Origin of the sequence: Kribbella amoyensis, assembly GCF_007828865.1 — a bacterium.
Classification (GTDB): Bacteria; Actinomycetota; Actinomycetes; order Propionibacteriales; family Kribbellaceae; genus Kribbella; species Kribbella amoyensis.
This window is the reverse complement of record NZ_VIVK01000001.1, coordinates 1,449,032-1,466,028: the sequence shown is the minus strand read 5'-3', so window position 1 is coordinate 1,466,028 and position 16,997 is coordinate 1,449,032. Positions and strand designations below refer to the sequence as shown.

Here is a 16,997-nt window from a genome sequence, read left to right as displayed (position 1 = left end):
TCAGCTCTGTTGTCGACCCGAGCTTGGAGCGCACCCATGACATCGACCGACTGGCTTGCCGCCCACCGCGAGCGCCTCGACGGCGCCCTGGCAGCGATCCGGACCCGGGGCTACTACTCCGCGTTCCCCGAGTCGCCCAGTCCGCGGGTGTACGGCGAGACCGCCGCCGCGGACGGCAAGACCGCGTTCGAGGCGCACCTCGGCACGACGTACCCGGTCGAGACGCCGGGCGCCAACGGCACGGTCAGCAGCGAGCAGTCGCCGTACGGGCTCGAGCTCAACGTGCAGTACCCGCGGACCACCGAGAGCGGGCTCGACGAGCTGCTCGCGGCCGCGCAGCAGGGCCTGACCGGCTGGCGCAACGCCGGGCCGGACGGCCGCGTCGGGGTCGCCCTGGAGATTCTCGACCGGCTGCACCAGCGGGTCTTCGAGTTGGCGAACGCGGTCCAGCACACCAGCGGCCAGGCGTTCGTGATGGCGTTCCAGGCCGGCGGGGCGCACGCCCTCGACCGCGCGCTCGAGGCGGTCGCGTACGCGTACGAGGAGATGAGCCGGTACCCGGCGGAGGCGACCTGGGAGAAGCCGGCCAAGGGCGACCCGATCCGGATGACGAAGAACTTCACCGTCGTCGGCCGTGGCGTGGCCCTGGTGATCGGCTGCAACACCTTCCCGACCTGGAACTCCTGGCCTGGCCTGTTCGCGTCGCTGGTCACCGGCAACGCGGTCGTGGTCAAGCCGCACCCGCTCGCCGTCCTGCCGCTGGCGATGACGGTCGAGGTGTGCCGCGAGGTGCTCGCCGAGGCCGGTCTCGACCCGAACCTGGTCACCCTGGCCGCCGAGCGGCCCGGCGACGGCCTGGCCAAGCCGCTGGCCGAACGCCCCGAGGTGAAGGTGATCGACTTCACCGGCGGCAGCGAGTTCGGCGAATGGCTGGAGCAGCACGCGACGCAGGCGGAGGTGTTCACCGAGAAGGCCGGCGTGAACGCGGTCGTGGTCGACTCCACCGACTCGTTCAAGGCGCTCTGCAACAACCTCGGCTTCACCCTGTCGCTGTACTCCGGCCAGATGTGCACCACGACGCAGAACATCTTCGTCCCGGCCGGCGGGATCGAGACCGACGAGGGGCACAAGTCGTTCGACGAGGTCGGGGCCGGGATCGCGGCCTCGATCGGCAAGCTCACCGGCGACGACGCCCGCGCGGTCGAGCTGCTCGGCGGCATCGTCAACCCGGCCGTGATCAGCCGGCTCGAACTGGCCCCCGAGTACGGCGACGTCGTGCTGGCGTCGCGCGCGGTCAAGCACCCGCAGTACGAGGACGCGGTGGTCCGGACACCGTTGGTGGTCGCCCTGGACGCCAAGGACGAAGAGGTCTTCGGGCGGGAGTGCTTCGGCCCGGTGTCGTTCCTGATCCGGACCGCGGACACGGCCGAGTCGCTCGACCTGTTCCGCCGGACCGTGGCCGAGGGTGGCGCGATGACGGCCGGGGTGTACTCGACCAGCGCGGACGTGCTCGACCAGGCCCGGGACGCGGCCCTCGACGTCGGCGTCGCCCTGTCGGAGAACCTCACCGGCCAGGTCTTCGTCAATCAGTCCGCCGCCTTCAGCGACTTCCACGGCACCGGCGCCAACCCGGCCTCCAACGCCACGTACACCGACGGTGCTTACGTGGCCTCTCGATTCAGGGTGATCCAGTCCCGCCGACACGTAGTCTGAGGTGTCCATTCCCACCGTCCAGGGAGTACACCCGTGACCGACGCGCCGAATCCGCAGACTCTGAGCGAAGTGCTCGCGTACTACGACAGCTGGCTGGGGTTCTACCAGCGGTACCAGCGGATTCCCGGGGTGCAGGCCGCGGTGTACGCGGGGGACCAGGTTGCGTTCTCGGCGGCGTACGGGCGGGCCGATGTCGCGGGTGAGGCCGCGCTGACCGAGCACCACCTGTTCCGGATCGCGTCGCACTCGAAGACGTTCACCGCGACGGCCGTGCTGCAGCTGGTCGAGCAGGGCAAGCTGCGGCTCGACGACAAGGCCGGCATGCACGTCACGGAGCTGGTCGGCGGCCCGCTGGGCGAGCTCACCCTGCGGGACCTCCTCAGCCACGGCGGCGGCGTGACCCGGGACAGCCTGGAGGCCGACTTCTGGCAGCTCGACCGGCCGTTCCCGGACCGGGACCAGCTGCTCGACGTGCTCCGCCGGGACACCTCGGCCGTGCTGGTCGAGAACGAGCGCTTCAAGTACTCGAACATCGGGTACGGCCTGCTCGGCCTGGTGATCGAGGCCGCCACCGGCACCACGTACAACGAGCACGTCCGGTCCGCCATCGTCGGCAAGCTGGGCCTGACCGACCTCGGTCCCGAGTACGAGCCAGACCGCGCCGCCGACTACGCGGCCGGGTACAGCGCGCACGCGTACGCGGACGAGCGGGTCCGGATCGACCACGTGGACACCCGCGCACTCGCGGCGGCGACCGGGTTCTACGGCACCGCGCGAGACCTGGTCGGGTACTTCTCCGCCCATCTGCCCGGCGACGACCGGCTGCTCACCGACGCGTCCAAGCGGCAGATGCAGCACCCGCACTGGCAGACCGGCAAGGAGACCGGCCCGCGGTACGGGCTCGGCCTGCAGATCACCAAGGTCGGCGACCGCGACGTCTTCGGTCACGGCGGCGGGTACCCGGGCCACATCACCCGCTCGATGGTCGACCCGGAACGCCGGATCGTGGTGGCCGTGCTGACCAACGCGATCGACGGCCCGGCCACGCAGCTCACCGAGGGCCTGCTCAAGCTGGTCGACCTCGCGACCTCGAAGGAGCGCGGCGAGGGCGACCTGGCCCGGTTCACCGGCCGGTTCGCGAATCTGTGGGGCGTGAGCGACGTCGCCCTGCTCGGCGGCCGTCTGTACGGCCTCGACCCGGCCGGCTCCGATCCGACCGCCGAGCCCGTCCTGCTGGAGCCCGACGGCGACGACGTCCTGCGGGTCACCGGTGGCAGCGGGTACGGCGCGTACGGCGAGACGTACCGTTACACCTTCGACGCCGACGGCCAGGTGGAGACCGTCCGCGGTGCCGGTGGCCTGATCAGCCGTCCGCTGGACCGATTCACCCTGCCGGACCGGGTCCGCGTCACCGACTGACCCGGTGACGACCGGCCGGGTAGCGTGACTCGCATGACGATTCACGGGGACCACCCGTTCCTGCCGCCCGAGTCCGAACGGAGCCCGGTCCGCCGGTTCCGTGGCCGGCTGCCGTCCCCGGTCAGCCTGTGGACCACGCAGTACGCCGGGAAACGGGCCGGGCTGACCGTGTCGTCGATCCTGGTGGCCGATGGCGAACCGGGGGCCGTGGTCGGGTTGATCGACCCGGACTCGGACCTCTGGGAAACGTTGCGCCAGGCAAAGACCGCCGTGGTCAGCCTGCTCGACGACCGGCATCGCCAGTTCGCCGACGCCTTCGGGTACGTGGCTCCGGCGCCCGGTGGCCCGTTCAAGCTGGCCGACTGGACCGACACCGAGTGGGGCCCGGCGCCGGTCGGCGTCACCACCTGGGCCGGCTGCCGCCTGGTCACCGAGGACCCGGCCGAGGTCGGCTGGTCCCTGCAGGTCCAGCTCGAGATCGCGCACGTGGAGCTCACCGCCGAGGAGCGGCCGTCGCTCGCCCATCGCCGCGGCCGGTACTACCCCGTCTAGTTCCTGGTTGGGATGGCTGACGCGCGCACAAGTCCGGCGCTGTGCTGGCGTGAGGTGGGGCGTTGCGCCGTACGCCGTGCCGGGCTGGGCTGGTGCCGCACCTTGTGCGCGTACCGGCTACGTCGCTCTGACCTTGTGCGTGGGTCAGTTGTCTGGGGGCGGCTGGGACGTCTGCTGCGTGCACAAAGTGCGGCCCGGCGCGGTGTGAGGGAAGGGGTTTTGCCGCCGGGCGGTGCCGGGGTGGAGCGGTCCGCAGTTTGTGTACGTACTGGTTGGGGCGCGCCGACCTTGTGCGCGGGTCAGTCGGCTGGCCGCGGCTGGGATGGCTGATGCGCGCACAAAGTGCGGCGCTGCGGCGGCGTGAGGTGGGGCATTGCGCCGTACGCCGTGCCGGACTGGGCTGGTGCCGCGCCTTGTGCGCGTACCGGCTACGTCGCTCTGACCTTGTGCGTGGGTCAGTCGGCTGGGCGGGGCTGGGATGGCTGACGCGCGCACAAAGTGCGGCGAGCTGGTTCCGGGGCGCGCGGGGGTGCGGCGTGCGGGCCAGGGCGTCCGGGGCCAGGGCGTGCGGGAGCGGCGGGGGTCAGTTCCTTGCCAGTGGCAACCAGGGTGGCCGCGGAACGCGCCGCGGTGCGCTGGTTCTACACTCCGAAGCATGCGTGCCGCGACGATCCATGCCCCGTTCGACGTCCGGCTCAGCGAGGTCCCGGACCCGGTGATCGAGAAGCCGACGGACGCGGTGGTGAAGATCGTCGCCGGCTGCATCTGCGGCTCCGACCTGTGGCCGTACCGCGGCGAGAACGCGATCACCCCGGGCAGCCGGATCGGCCACGAGATGGTCGGCCTGGTCGAGGAGATCGGTGCCGACGTCCGCACGGTCCGGCCGGGCGACTTCGTCGTGGTGCCGTTCGTGGCCAGCGACGGCACCTGCCCGAACTGCCTGGCCGGGTACCAGTCCGTCTGCCAGAACATCGTCGGGATCGGCGGTGGCCAGCACGACGGCGGCCAGGGTGAGTACGCGCGAATCCCGTGGGCCGACGGCACGCTGGTCGCCACGCCCGAGGTACCGGACGACGAACTGGTGCCGTCCCTGCTGACCCTGTCCGACGTGATGGGGACCGGGTGGCACGCGGCCCGGTCCGCTCGGGTCCGGGCGGGCGACACCGTCGTGGTGGTCGGTGACGGCGCGGTCGGGTTGTGCGGCGTCCTCGCGGCCGTCCGGATGGGCGCCGAGCGGGTCGTCGCGCTGTCCAGGCACGAACCCCGTCAGAAGATTGCGCGCGACTTCGGTGCCACGCACATCGTTGCCGAACGTGGTGACGCCGCCCGGGACGCGATCCTCGAACTCACCGACGGCGTGGGCGCGGACGCGGTGCTGGAGTGTGTCGGCACCGACCAGTCGTTCCGGACCGCGTTCGCGATCGCGCGGGCCGGTGCGACCGTCGGCTTCGTCGGGATCCCGCACGGCGTCGAGGTCCCGGCCCGGACCATGTTCAGCCGCAACATCGGCCTGGCCGGCGGAGTCGCTCCGACCCGGGCGTACCTGCCGGAGCTGATGAAGGACGTGCTGACGGGCGCGATCGAACCGGGCCTGGTGTTCGACCAGGAACTGCCGCTGGCGGATGTGGCCGACGGCTACAAATCCATGCACGAACGACGCGCGATCAAGACGCTGCTGCGTCCCTGACAGCACCGACGACGGTACCGGACCAGTGCCGAACTGGCCTGCGGGAGCAGAATGTGTGCGCTCTCATACCGGACGTGCGCACGGCATCACGTCTGCGCAACGCGCCTGCGCGGAGCGTTGACACCCGCCCGCGGGCGTGCCCAGAGTTGGGCCGTCAAGGGGGCATTCGTTGTCAGACAGCTCCGTTACCCGATCGGAGAGTGAAATCATGCGTGGTGGTTGGAGCAAGACCTTCGCGGCCATCGGTGCCGTAGGTCTTCTCGCGGTCAGTGCCTGCGGAAACAGCAACGACAGTGGCAGTGGTGACTCGTCGTCGGCCAGCAAGGATGTCACCGTCTTCACCTGGTGGGCGGACGGTGGCGAGAAGGCCGGCCTGGACGGGCTCGTGTCGGTGTTCGGCACCGACTGCAAGGACTACAAGTTCGTCAACTCCGCCGTCGCCGGTGGCGCCGGCTCGAACGCCAAGCAGGTGCTCGCGAACGACCTGGCCGCCGGCAACCCGCCGTCGACGTTCCAGGCGCACGCCGGGGCCGAGCTGGGCGACTACATCAAGAACGGCCAGGTCGACGACGTCAGCTCGCTGTACACCGAGTTCGGTCTGGACAAGGCGTTCCCGCAGAACCTGATCGACAACCTGACCGTCGACGGCAAGATCTACTCGATCCCGGCGAACGTGCACCGCGCGAACGTCGTCTGGACCAACCCGGCCGTGCTGAAGAAGGCCGGGATCGACGCGAACACCGCGCCGGCCAGTGTGGACGCGTGGATCGCGGACCTGGAGAAGCTGAAGGCCGCCGGGGTGAAGGCGCCGCTGGCCACCTCCAAGGGTTTCGCCCAGGAGATGGTGATGGAGGCCGTGCTGCTGGCCGAGCTGGGTCCGGAGAAGTTCACCGGCCTGTGGAAGGGCGAGACCGACTTCAACGGGGCCGACGTGACCGCGGCACTGGAGAAGTACAAGAAGCTGCTGTCGTTCACCAACGCCGACCGCGAGGCGATCGACTGGCCGGACGCGCTGCAGTACGTGAACAAGGGCCAGGCCGGCTACACGCTGATGGGTGACTGGGTCGCCGCGCAGCAGTTGTCCGACAAGGTGCCGGACAGCGCTTACACGTACTGGCCGGCTCCGGGGACGGCGGGCAACTTCCAGTACCTGGCCGACTCGTTCACGCTGCCGACCAACGGCAAGGACCCGGACGGCGCGAAGTGCTGGCTGAAGGTCGTCGGCAGCGCCGAGGGCCAGAAGGCGTTCAACACCAAGAAGGGTTCGATCCCGGCCCGGTCCGACGCGGTCCCGGCCGACTACCCGAAGTACCAGCAGGCCGCGATGGCCGACTGGAAGAAGGACAAGATCGTCCCGTCCTGCGCCCACGGTGCCGCCTGCACGCTCGGCCAGAACGACAGCATCCTGTCCGCGATCGGCCAGTTCAGCAGCGGTCAGAACGTGCAGACGTTCCAGCAGGCCCTGGCCGCCGCGGCCAAGCCGAACTGACCGCCGACCGCCTGACCGAGATTCGGAGGCCCGATAACCATGCACGGAAGAATCCGTACCTGGGGGCCGGGGGCGCTGGTACTGCTGCCCACGGTGCTGCTGCTCGGGTACTTCGTCTACGGGCTGATCGCCTGGACGTTCAACACCTCGTTGACCGACCGGCACACGGCCCGGAAAGGTCCGGCGGAGTACGTAGGCCTCGAGAACTACGTCAACCTGTTCGGTGAGGAGCGGTTCCTCAACTCGCTGAAGAACCTCGGCGTGCTCACGGTGTCGTTCATCGTGGGCACGCTGGTGTTCGGCGTGCTGTGGGCGCTGCTGCTCGAGAAGGGCGTCACCGGCGAGGGCGTGTTCCGGTCGATCTTCCTGTTCCCGATGGCGATCTCGATGATTGCCTCCGGTGTCGTCTGGGGCTGGTTGCTGAACCCGTCCCAGGGCGAGGAAGCCCGCGGCCTGAACCGGTTGTTCTCGATCGTCGGCCTGAATTTCCTGGAGAATCCCTGGTGGACCGCGGGCAGTAGATGGACGACGATGGCGGCCATCGCACTGCCCGCGGTCTGGCAGTTGTCCGGCTACATCATGGCGCTGTTCCTGGCCGGCTTCCGCGGCATCCCGCCGGAGCTGCGCGAGGCGGCCCGGGTGGACGGCGCCAGCGAGTTCAAGCTGTACCGGCACGTGCTGTTCCCGCAGCTGTCGCCGATCGCGCTGTCCGCGCTGATCATCCTCGGCCACATGTCGCTGAAGCTGTTCGACCTGATCTACGCGATCACCGGGCCGAACCAGTTCCGTACCGAGGTGCCGTCGATCTACATGTGGAACACCTTGTTGCGCAGTGACATGGCCAAGGCGGCCGCGATCGCGATCGTGCTGCTCGCCGTCGTCGCCGTCCTCGTCATCCCGTACGTGGCCTACACCGTCCGGCAGGAGAGCGAAAAATGACCGCGGCCGAAGTCCCGGCGGACGCGGCGACCGGCAAGGCCGCCGCCGCCATCTCCCGCAAACCGCGCCGCGGTGCGAGCAACGACGGCACCACCCGGGTCAGCCGTACGGTCCGGTACGTGCTCCTGCTGTTGTTCCTGCTGTTCGTCCTGATCCCCGTCTACGTCGTGGTGATCGGCAGCTTCAAGACCGCCAGCGACACCACCGCCGCCGCGCAGTGGAACCTGCCGGAGACCTGGACGATCGAGCCGTGGCGGAAGGCGTGGGACGTCCTGCAGCCGTACATGGTCCGCTCGCTGCTGCTGGCGGTCCCGGCCGCGATCATCTCGTCGCTGATCGGCTCCGCGAACGGGTTCGTGCTGGCCCGCTGGCGGTTCCCGGGCGCGAACATCGTGTTCGCCTTCATCCTGTTCGGCATGTTCATCCCGTACCAGGCGGTGATGCTGCCGCTGCGGACCACATTCCAGGAGCTGGACGTGACCCGCGGGGTCCCGACGCTGATCATCGCGCACGTCATCTACGGCATCCCGATCTGTACGCTGATCTTCCGCAACTACTACGCCACGGTCGTCCCGCACGAGGTGATCGAGGCGGCCCGGGTGGACGGCGCCGGGCTGATCCAGACCTATCTGCGGATCATCCTGCCGATCTCGATCTCCGGGTTCGTGGTGACGCTGATCTGGCAGTTCACCTCGGTCTGGAACGACTTCCTGTTCGCGCTGTTCCTGACCCAGCAGAACAACGGCCCGGTCACCCTCGGCCTGGCCGCGCTGGCCGGTGGGCAGAAGGTGGACTACGCGGCGAGCATGGCGGGGGCGCTGATCACCTCGCTGCCGACGCTCCTGGTCTACATCGTGCTCGGCCGCTGGTTCATCGGCGGCCTCATGGCCGGAGCCCTCAAAGGCTGACCACCCCACCCGCCCCCCCCGCCCACCCCGCCCACCCCGCCCCGCCCCCGTTGCGCGTTTGATGGGTTAACCCCTGAGGTGGTGGGTTGGCCCACCGAAATTCGGTGGGCCAACCCACCACGTGCGGGGTTAACCCATCAAACGGGGGCGGTGACTTTGGGTGGTGGGGGTTGTCCACAGGACGCGCGCACCGGTCTGCGGCCGGGTGGGGTTCGGCGGTAATCTCGCCAGGGTGACCAAGTCACGAGGCAGGGACGGACGCGGCAGCCACCTGAGGCTGGTCGGCTCCTCCCCCGAGCCCACTCCCCAGCCACCGGCGGGTGTCACCGACGTCGACACCACGCCGAGCGCCGCCGTGCTGGAGACCCTGCAGGAGACGTTGCTGCTGGATCTGGCCGCGGCGCCGTCCGCGCTGCACCCGGTGATCGCCGAGGCCTCGGTGGCCCGGTCCGCCGCGCTGCTCGCCGACCAGCTCTGGCCGGCCGGGCGACCCGACGAGATCGGCGAGGTGGAGCGGTTCTTCTGGGCCGACGCGGCCCGGGTCCTCGGTGAGCGCCGGGACCCGGATTCCTTCGTCCTGCTGACGAGTCTGGCCCGTACGGTCGGACCGGCCGGGCGGTTGCCGCTGCAGCGGGCCCATCTGTCCCGGGCGCGCACGCAGTTGGGCGTGCCCGAGTGGGTGTCCCGGATCGCCGGCTTCCGGCTGACCAGCGCGGTGGTCTCCGAGGACGTCACCGGCGACGGGCTGAGCGTCGTGCTCGACTACGACGACGACGAGTACGGCCATACCCTGGTGGTGTTCGTCGACAACAACGTCGGCGCGATCGTGAAGGACGTGTTCGTCGGACCGCCGGTGGACCGCGTGGTCGAGGCGTACCAGCGGGGTGGCCGGGTGACGGTCCGGTCGATCCGGCCGGCCGCGGCCGCGGGGATCATCCTGCAGGCGCTCGGCGAGACCGGCGACCACGACGACCCACCGGTGACCGAGGACTTCGAGTTCTTCTCCGGCCTGCTGGTGAACCGGCTGACCCAGTTGCCCGAGCGCCCGATCCGGCCGCCGATCCGGGCGATGCTGTCGCCGCGGCACCGGCAGGAGCTGGTCGACGAGTTCCTCGCGTCGGAGTTCGGGGCCGGCCTGCCCGAGGACGCGCCCGACATCGCCCGGCTGTGGGTCGACCACGCGCTGGATCGCACCGTGGGCGGGCCGATGCGGGTCAGCGCCGTCCTGGTCGAGCTTTTCCTGGCGTCCTGGCTGCCCCGCAAGGTGCTTGCCGACAGCACCTACTTCGGCGCGGTCCCGCGGGTGGTCAAGGCCTGGCTGGAGTTCGCCGGCGACCGGACCCACCTCGACCTGGACGCGATCGCCGAGGCGACCGACGCGGTCGACGTCTGGACCCCGGCGCTGGAGGCCGCGGCACTGGACGAGCCGATGGGCCCACGATCCGGCGAGCGCGTCTTCCTGGACGAGACCGGTACCGACCTGGAGGAGGCGTACCGGAGCCTGGCCGGCCTCGGCTCGCCGCCGAAGCCCGACCTCACCGGCCTGGACAAGAACCAGTCCGCCACGGTCTCGGTGCTCGCCCCGCACGCCTGGCTGCTGGCCGGCGAGACGCTCGGCCTGGACTTCGCCGAGGAGGCGTTCGTCATCGCCGAGCGGCTGGTTCGCGACGCCCCCGACCTACTCACCAAGGCCCGCCTCTCCACCTGGCCACGCGCCATCGTCTGGCACCTGGCCCATCGCCACCGCCTGGTCGGCCCGGGCGAGCAGCTCACCCCCCTCACCCTGGCCGCCGACCTGGCGTCGTCGGCCCCCACCCTCCGCAAAACCGCCAAACTCCTCACCGACACCCTGGTCCTACCGAGGTAGTACGCCCGGCGGCACCTCGCTTGGGGTGGCGCGGACAATGGGGGCATGCATGTGCGTGCGCCGGAGCTCAAGGGTCGTGGCTGGCTGAACACCGGAGGGCGGGAGCTGCGGCTCGCGGACTTCCGGGGGCGGTTCCTGTTGCTGGACTTCTGGACGTTCTGCTGTATCAACTGCCTGCACGTACTGGACGAGTTGCGGCCGTTGGAGGAGAAGTACGGCGACGCGCTGGTGATCGTCGGGGTGCATTCGCCGAAGTTCGCGCACGAGGGGGAGGAGGCCGCGGTCCGGGCCGCCGTCGAACGGTACGAGGTGGGGCACCCGGTACTGGACGACCCGGAGCTGGTGACCTGGCAGAACTACACCGCCCGGGCCTGGCCGACGTTGGTGCTGGTCGACCCGAACGGGTACATCGTCGCGCAGTACTCCGGGGAGGGGCACGCGCACGCGTTGGATGCCCAGCTGGCCGAGTTGATCGCCGAGCACGAGCAGGCCGGGACGTTGACGCGCGGCCGGTCGCCGTACGTCGCGCCCGAGCCGGTCCCGGGGGAACTGCGGTTCCCGGCCAAGGTGGTTGCTTTGGACAATGGTTTCCTGGTCGCCGACGCGGGGAACCACAGCGTCGTCGAGCTGGCCGAGGACGCGACCACCGTGGTCCGCCGGTTCGGCACCCGCGAACGTGGGTTCGTCGACGGCCCGCCGGACCAGGCCACCTTCTCCGAGCCGAACGGCCTCACCCTGCTCCCGGCCGAGGTGGCCGAGCGGGCCGGGTACGACGTGGTCGTGGCGGACACCGTCAACCACGCGCTCCGCGGGATCAACCTGACCACCGGGATCACCAGCACCCTGGCCGGGACGGGCAAGCAGTGGATGGACGGCGACGGGACCGACGTCCTCAGCTCGCCCTGGGACGCGGCGTGGTGGCAGGGCAAGGTGTGGATCGCGATGGCGGGCGTGCACCAGCTGTGGACGTACGACCCGCTCACCCGGGTGACCGAGGTGGCCGCGGGGACGACGAACGAGGGCCTCCGTGACGGCGAGCCCGAGCAGGCGTGGTTCGCGCAGACCAGCGGGCTCGCGGCCGACGGCGACCGGCTCTGGCTCGCGGACTCGGAGATCTCCGCGCTGCGCTGGATCGACACCGAGGTACACACGGCCGTCGGGACCGGACTGTTCGACTTCGGTCTGCGCGACGGCAAGGCGGACGAGGCCCTGCTCCAGCACCCGTTGGGCGTGACCGTGCTGCCGGACGGCTCGATCGCGGTCGCCGACACCTACAACGGCGCCGTCCGCCGGTACGACCCGCGGCAGGCGACCGTGGAGACGATGGCGACCGGCCTGGCCGAGCCGAGCGGTGCCGTTGTGGTAGGCAACGAACTGTTCGTGGTCGAGTCGGCGGCGCACCGGCTCACCCGGATCCCGCTCGGCGCGTCCGCCCAGGTGGACGAGTTCAGCACCCGGACCCAGCGACCGCCGACCGAGATCGCGGCCGGCGAGGTGACCCTGGAGGTGGTGTTCACGCCGCCACCGGGTCAGAAGCTGGACGACCGGTACGGCCCGTCCACGCGGCTGCTCGTGTCGGCGACCCCGGAGAGCCTGCTGCGCGAAGGCGCCGGCGACTCCACCGACCTCACCCGGACGTTGGTGGTGGACGAGCGGGTCGGCGACGGCGTCCTGCACGTCGCCGTCCAGGCCGCCTCGTGCGACGACTCGGCCGAGGTCGAGTTCCCCGCGTGCCACATGCACCGGCAGGACTGGGGCGTACCGGTCCGCGTCACCGCCGACGGCGGTCCCCGGCTCGAACTGGTGCTGTCCGGGGCGTCGGCCGGCTGAGGGCTACTCCCGCACGTCGCGGTGGTGCTCCTCGACGACGCGGTACTCCTCCTCGACCGCCGGGTCGATGGCCTCGGACGGGACTCGCCGGCGGCGGTTGGTGATGTAGAAGGAGAGCACGATCCCGGCCAGTCCGGCGAGCATCAGGATGTAGCCGACCACGGTCAGGTCGACGGCCTCCCACGAGTCCCGGACGGCGAACGCGAGGATGGCGCCCACCACCATCAAGAAGATCCCCACACCGATGCTCATCGCGAGCCTCCTCGTGAAGTCGTTCGACACTTCCGGTCCCGAACGCAGGACGGAACCGGCCCGTTGTCCTGGTACCCGGCCGGTAAACGGAACCGGCCCGGCGGTGGCGCCGCCGGGCCGTCCAACGTGTCGCCGAAACGAGCTCAGCGGGAGTGCAGTTCGACGTCCCCGCTCACGGTGGTTGCCTTGAGCAGCCGGGTACCGTCGCTCGTCTGGCCGAACGCGTTCTCGACGTCACCGCTGCGGGTCGAGGTCTCGGTCCGGTAGCTGCCGGCCGGCGCGGTGATCTCGACATCGCCGCTGCGCCCCTCGGCGGTCACGTCGGCGGCCTCGTCCAGCTCCACCTTCACGTCACCTGAGGTCGTCTTCGCGGTGACCGGGCCGCCCTTCAGCCGGGTCGCCTCGACGTCGCCGGAAGTACTCTCCAGCTCCACCTTGCCGGTCACCCGGTCGATGCTCAGGTCCCCGGACGTGAGCTCGACCTTCACGTCGCCGGTCACGTCCTCGACCAGTACGTCGCCGGACTGCGACCTGGCGTCCACACTCCCGACGCCGTAGAACTCCAGGTCCCCGCTGCCGTTCTCGCCGGTCACCTTGGTCCCGCGCGGGACGGTGATGACGTAGTCGGCGCGGCACTGCCAACCGCAGTCGCCGTCCAGCTTCAGCGTCGACCCGTTCACCTCGTAGCCCTTGCCGCGCTTCAGGAACCAGTACGTCCGCTGCTCCTCGACGACGGTCTTGTCCACGTCGTCGGTCCGGATGGTGACATCGGCGCTCGACGAGGCCAGCCGGACCTCGGAGATCCGCTCGCTCACCTCGTGCCGGTCGTTCGATTCGCGATCCGCGAACGACCAGATCGTCAACCCCACCCCGGTCGCCAGCAGCAGTGCGCCGACCTGCCTGACCTCGGCCATCGTCCGTCCTCTCCGTCCCACCACCCGATCGTGGTACGACCGTAGGCGGGCGGCGCCGGACGCCGGATCAGGCAGCGACCCCCAGCCACCCCTGATCGGCTCGGCGGGGACCCCGGCTCGTCCCTGACCAGGTCCTCAGGGGGAGCCGTCCGCCGGCGTACTCAGGGGGAGCCGTCGGCCCGTCGTACTCAGGACCGGTGCTCGCCGCGACCGACCGCGGTCGCGAGGTCCTCGCCGAGGCTACCGAAGAACGTCCGCGCCCAGAGGTCGTCGCCGTGCCAGTAAGGCCCGTCGTCGCCGGGCAGCGACCCGGGCGCGGTCCCACGCTTCAAGGCCTGCCGGCACTCCGCGCACAGCGGCAACGTCAAGGTCGTGCCGTCGTCCTTCACCTGCGTCGGGCGTCCGGACGAGCGGCCGTGCAACGGATTGAACGCGCACAGCGGTGCGACGTCGTCCACCTTGCGTCCGTTGGCGGCCGCGACGGCGAGGTCGTACTCGCGCCGGGCCTTGTCCAGCAGGACCATCGCACCGACCAGGTCGACGAGATCCTCGGACGAGTCGAGCACGCGGCCGGCCGCGTGGTGCGCGTCGAGCGCGGACTGCTGGTGCCGCAGGCCGTCGCCGGACGCGGCCGGCAGCGCGGCGAGCTGGGATCCGAGCTCGGTCAGCTCGGTGGTGGTCTCCTTGGTCAGCTTGCGGCGCCGTTCGGCGGCCACCGTCGCGGCGACGTGCGGCGGAATGCTGAACGCCTTCTCCCGGCGCGGCCGCTCGCCCCGTCGGGGGCGCTCGCCGCGGCGGCGCAGCCCGATCACCAGGCCGAGCAGGATCAGCAGGAGCACGCCCCCACCGATGCCCAAGGCCACCTTCCCGCCGGAACCGGCGTCCACGCCGTAGTCGTCACCGGACCGGCTCGCCTTCCGCTTCCCGTCCGGGTTCAGCGCCGGCAGCTTCGGGTTCGCGAGCAACGCGTAGAACCGGCTGATCACCTCGGTCGGCCCCGCGTCGTAGGAGGTGTCGTCGAGGGCGCGCTCCCGGAGTTGGCGGAGCTGCTTCTCGTCCACCTGTGGGAGGTCCTTGGCCTCGAACCACGGGAACCGGCTGCCGCCGTCGACCACGACGTACAGGCCGGGCTTGCGCAGCGCGTCCATCACCAGGGTGAGGACGTTGCGCTCCTTGCCCTCGAACGCGTCGCTCGGCGTCAGCGGCAGCACGATCGTGAAGACCGGGTACCCGAGCGCCGTGGCCTTGGTCTTGACGTCGGCCCGCAGGTTCGCCGGCACCGCCGCCCCGTACGCCGGGTCGATGTACAGCGGGTCCTTCGTCAGCGCGGTCGCGATCTCCGTGGCCCGTTCGGCCGGAGTCGGCGGATCGGCCCGCGGCACCGCGCCGGCCGGTAGGGCGGTCAGCGACACCAGCAGCGTCACCAGAACTGTCAGCGCGTACCTGGCCTTCACTACCGTCCTCCTCGTCGAGCGACCAGCGAGGCCACTCCCAGCACGATCCCGGCGAGCACCGCGCCGCCGATCAGTCCGATCACGCCCCCGCCGACGCCGTTGCCGATCGCCTTCTTGGGGGTGAACTTCTCCTCCGGGTACGACCGCTCCACCGGCGGCGGCAACGGCGTGGTCCGGGCCGGCTCCGGCTCGTACCGCTCACCCGTTTTGATCTCACCCAGGTACTCCTCGAGCTGGGGGACCAGGCCGTCCTCGGAGTCCGACATGTACGTCCGCCGCGGGCCCGACGCGGCGATCAGGTGATCGACCCCGGTCGTCGTGATGCCGTCCATCACCAGGTAGATCCCGGGCCGTTCGTTCGCCGTCGCGAGCCAGCCGGCCAGCAGCGCGGTGTCGCCCTTCTCCTGGTACCACGCACCGGACGGCAGCACCGCGACGTACACCGGCACGCTCGCCCCGCGGATCCGCTCGACCAGCTTCGCCTCGTCCTCACCGACCAGCGGCGCGTACGCCGGATCGACGTACAGCTCGCTGGTCTTCCAGGCGGCCACGGCGGCCTTGATTCGCGGGTCGGTCGGGACCGCGGCCGACGCGACCGACGGCGACACCACCGAGAAGAGGGCGATCAGCAACAACCCGAGAACCGCCTTGGCGCGCGTCATCGGACCCCTCCGAAGGCTCGCTCGACCCGCTCCGGCAGGTCGTCGGTCAACGCGCCGAACCCACTCGCCACCAACGGGCTGTCCTCCGGGTCGAGGGTCCAGTACGGCACCTCCGACCGGTCCAACCCGAGCAGACCGGAGCGGCCGGGCACCCGCAGACCGCGGGGCGTACCGCCGCGTTCGACGGTGCGGGCGCAGTTCCGGCAGGCCGGTACGTCCGTGTCGTCCGACCAGGTGGCCTGGTGCGTGCCGGACGGATGGGTCGGGTCGAAGAAGCAGGGCGGCTGGACCTTGGTCGCTGTCGCGGCCTGGTGCGCCTGCCGGGCGAGGACGAGGGCGCCGGCCGTCGTGAGCAGGTCGTCCGCCTTCGCCTCGCGCAGGGTCCGGGCCGCGTCGAGCCGCCGGACCGCGTCGTCGCGCCGGTCCAGCTGCTCGGAGGACTTGTTCTTCCGGGCCTCCAGGGACTTGACCGACCGGCCGGCCTTGGTGAGCCAGCGATCCGCCTGGTCCTGGACGGCCGACACCGTGCTCGGCGCCTCGCCCCGGGCCTTCGCGGCCGCTGCCGCCTTCGCCCTCGCCTTCGCGGTCGCCTTCGCCGTGGCGGAGCGGGGCCGGATCCCGTCCCGCCGGCGGGCCGTGGAACGCCGGTGCAGCAGGGTGAGGATCAGGGTGAGCAGGAACCCGATACCTCCGCCGATCCCCATCCCGGTGAACGCGGCCTTGTCCTCCTGGTCCGTGACCGACGGACCTTCCCGCCGCTTCCTCGGCGGCTGCAGGTCACTCGCCGGGATCTGCGGCAGCGGGCGGCCGTCGTACGCGGTCGCGGCCTGCTGGACGGTCCGCGCGATCCCCGGGGCGGGCCGGTCCTTGACCAGGTCGTTGTCCTGCTTGTCGTCGAGCTGCACGCCGACGAGCTCGCGGCCCTTCAGCCCGGCCGGCCGGGTCAGCTTCGACGACCCGGCCCAGTAGTCGTCCGAGACGGACCACACCGTGTACAGCGCGGGCTTGCCGATCCGGGCGTACAGCAACGTCACCAGGTCGACCTGGTCCTCGCGGAACTCCGGGGTCCGGGGCACCAGCGCGATGTACACGGGGAAGTCGACGGTCTTGGCGGCCGCGCGGATCCGGTCCAGCTCGGCCTTCGGGAACGCGACCCGCAGCCCCTCGTCGATGTACAGCGGGTCCTTCTTCCACGCGGCGGCGATCCGGTCCGGCAGCTCCGGAGGCGCGGCGTGCGCGGGACTCGTCGGCAGGAACGCCAGCACGGCCAGCAGGACGGCGAGGCGACGCAAGTGGGCGAACATCGCGCAC

General features: G+C 70.7%; 14 protein-coding genes. 9 read left to right on the top strand and 5 right to left on the bottom strand.

Annotation, left to right across the window (positions count from 1 at the left end; genetic code table 11):
• Nucleotides 1–36 precede the first annotated feature (36 nt).
• The 9 genes from paaN (at nucleotide 37) to FB561_RS06980 (ending at nucleotide 12,404) form a co-directional block, all read left to right on the top strand.
• The gene (gene paaN / locus FB561_RS07020; protein WP_145804239.1) at nucleotides 37–1,713 is read left to right on the top strand and encodes a phenylacetic acid degradation protein PaaN; all 1,677 of its coding nucleotides are present in this window, start codon (nucleotides 37–39) and stop codon (nucleotides 1,711–1,713) included.
• Between the two features lie 33 nt (nucleotides 1,714–1,746).
• Nucleotides 1,747–3,132, top strand: a complete 1,386-nt coding sequence (locus FB561_RS07015; protein WP_145804238.1) for a serine hydrolase domain-containing protein — start codon at nucleotides 1,747–1,749, stop codon at nucleotides 3,130–3,132.
• A gap of 33 nt (nucleotides 3,133–3,165) precedes the next feature.
• Nucleotides 3,166–3,684, top strand: coding sequence for a flavin reductase family protein (locus tag FB561_RS07010; protein ID WP_145804237.1), 519 nt, complete (start codon nucleotides 3,166–3,168; stop codon nucleotides 3,682–3,684).
• A 655-nt stretch (nucleotides 3,685–4,339) separates the two neighbouring features.
• Nucleotides 4,340–5,371, top strand: coding sequence for a zinc-dependent alcohol dehydrogenase family protein (locus tag FB561_RS07005; protein ID WP_145804236.1), 1,032 nt, complete (start codon nucleotides 4,340–4,342; stop codon nucleotides 5,369–5,371).
• 208 nt (nucleotides 5,372–5,579) lie between these two features.
• Nucleotides 5,580–6,860, top strand: a complete 1,281-nt coding sequence (locus FB561_RS07000) for an ABC transporter substrate-binding protein (RefSeq protein WP_145804235.1) — start codon at nucleotides 5,580–5,582, stop codon at nucleotides 6,858–6,860.
• Nucleotides 6,861–6,899: 39 nt separating this feature from the next.
• Nucleotides 6,900–7,799 carry a carbohydrate ABC transporter permease gene (locus tag FB561_RS06995; protein ID WP_145804234.1) on the top strand — a complete coding sequence of 300 codons (900 nt, stop codon included), beginning with the start codon at nucleotides 6,900–6,902 and terminating at the stop codon, nucleotides 7,797–7,799.
• Nucleotides 7,796–8,707 (top strand): carbohydrate ABC transporter permease, encoded by a 912-nt coding sequence (locus FB561_RS06990; protein WP_145804233.1) that lies wholly within the window; start codon nucleotides 7,796–7,798, stop codon nucleotides 8,705–8,707. The genes FB561_RS06995 and FB561_RS06990 overlap by 4 nt, the downstream gene beginning before the upstream one ends.
• 232 nt (nucleotides 8,708–8,939) lie before the next feature.
• Nucleotides 8,940–10,574: a hypothetical protein gene (locus FB561_RS06985; protein ID WP_238334687.1), complete on the top strand. Its 1,635-nt coding sequence runs from the start codon at nucleotides 8,940–8,942 to the stop codon at nucleotides 10,572–10,574.
• A gap of 45 nt (nucleotides 10,575–10,619) precedes the next feature.
• Entirely contained in the window at nucleotides 10,620–12,404 is a 1,785-nt protein-coding gene (locus tag FB561_RS06980; protein ID WP_145804232.1) for an NHL domain-containing thioredoxin family protein, read from the top strand.
• Between the two features lie 3 nt (nucleotides 12,405–12,407).
• On the opposite strand, the gene FB561_RS06975 is transcribed toward FB561_RS06980, so the two are convergent.
• The 5 genes from FB561_RS06975 to FB561_RS06955 form a co-directional block, all read right to left on the bottom strand.
• The gene (locus FB561_RS06975) at nucleotides 12,408–12,656 is read right to left on the bottom strand and encodes a DUF6458 family protein (RefSeq protein ID WP_145804231.1); all 249 of its coding nucleotides are present in this window, start codon (nucleotides 12,654–12,656) and stop codon (nucleotides 12,408–12,410) included.
• A gap of 143 nt (nucleotides 12,657–12,799) precedes the next feature.
• Entirely contained in the window at nucleotides 12,800–13,570 is a 771-nt protein-coding gene (locus FB561_RS06970; protein WP_145804230.1) for a DUF4097 family beta strand repeat-containing protein, read from the bottom strand.
• Nucleotides 13,571–13,758: 188 nt separating this feature from the next.
• On the bottom strand, nucleotides 13,759–15,024 hold the full coding sequence (locus FB561_RS06965) for a hypothetical protein (RefSeq protein ID WP_145804229.1): 1,266 nt from the start codon (nucleotides 15,022–15,024) through the stop codon (nucleotides 13,759–13,761).
• On the bottom strand, nucleotides 15,024–15,686 hold the full coding sequence (locus FB561_RS06960; protein ID WP_145804228.1) for a hypothetical protein: 663 nt from the start codon (nucleotides 15,684–15,686) through the stop codon (nucleotides 15,024–15,026). The genes FB561_RS06965 and FB561_RS06960 overlap by 1 nt, the downstream gene beginning before the upstream one ends.
• A complete protein-coding gene (locus FB561_RS06955; protein ID WP_145804226.1) occupies nucleotides 15,683–16,990 on the bottom strand; it encodes a hypothetical protein in 1,308 nt (435 codons plus the stop codon). The genes FB561_RS06960 and FB561_RS06955 overlap by 4 nt, the downstream gene beginning before the upstream one ends.
• Between the last annotated feature and the right edge of the window lie 7 nt (nucleotides 16,991–16,997).

What these genes read in the sequence shown, in the direction of transcription:
- paaN (WP_145804239.1), top strand. Translation starts at nt 37, where the DNA reads ATGACATCGACCGACTGGCTTGCCGCCCACCGCGAGCGCCTCGACGGC.
- FB561_RS07010 (WP_145804237.1), top strand. Translation starts at nt 3,166, where the DNA reads ATGACGATTCACGGGGACCACCCGTTCCTGCCGCCCGAGTCCGAACGG.
- FB561_RS07005 (WP_145804236.1), top strand. Translation starts at nt 4,340, where the DNA reads ATGCGTGCCGCGACGATCCATGCCCCGTTCGACGTCCGGCTCAGCGAG.
- FB561_RS07000 (WP_145804235.1), top strand. Translation starts at nt 5,580, where the DNA reads ATGCGTGGTGGTTGGAGCAAGACCTTCGCGGCCATCGGTGCCGTAGGT.
- FB561_RS06995 (WP_145804234.1), top strand. Translation starts at nt 6,900, where the DNA reads ATGCACGGAAGAATCCGTACCTGGGGGCCGGGGGCGCTGGTACTGCTG.
- FB561_RS06990 (WP_145804233.1), top strand. Translation starts at nt 7,796, where the DNA reads ATGACCGCGGCCGAAGTCCCGGCGGACGCGGCGACCGGCAAGGCCGCC.
- FB561_RS06980 (WP_145804232.1), top strand. Translation starts at nt 10,620, where the DNA reads ATGCATGTGCGTGCGCCGGAGCTCAAGGGTCGTGGCTGGCTGAACACC.
- FB561_RS06975 (WP_145804231.1), bottom strand. Translation starts at nt 12,656, where the DNA reads ATGAGCATCGGTGTGGGGATCTTCTTGATGGTGGTGGGCGCCATCCTC.
- FB561_RS06970 (WP_145804230.1), bottom strand. Translation starts at nt 13,570, where the DNA reads ATGGCCGAGGTCAGGCAGGTCGGCGCACTGCTGCTGGCGACCGGGGTG.
- FB561_RS06960 (WP_145804228.1), bottom strand. Translation starts at nt 15,686, where the DNA reads ATGACGCGCGCCAAGGCGGTTCTCGGGTTGTTGCTGATCGCCCTCTTC.
- FB561_RS06955 (WP_145804226.1), bottom strand. Translation starts at nt 16,990, where the DNA reads ATGTTCGCCCACTTGCGTCGCCTCGCCGTCCTGCTGGCCGTGCTGGCG.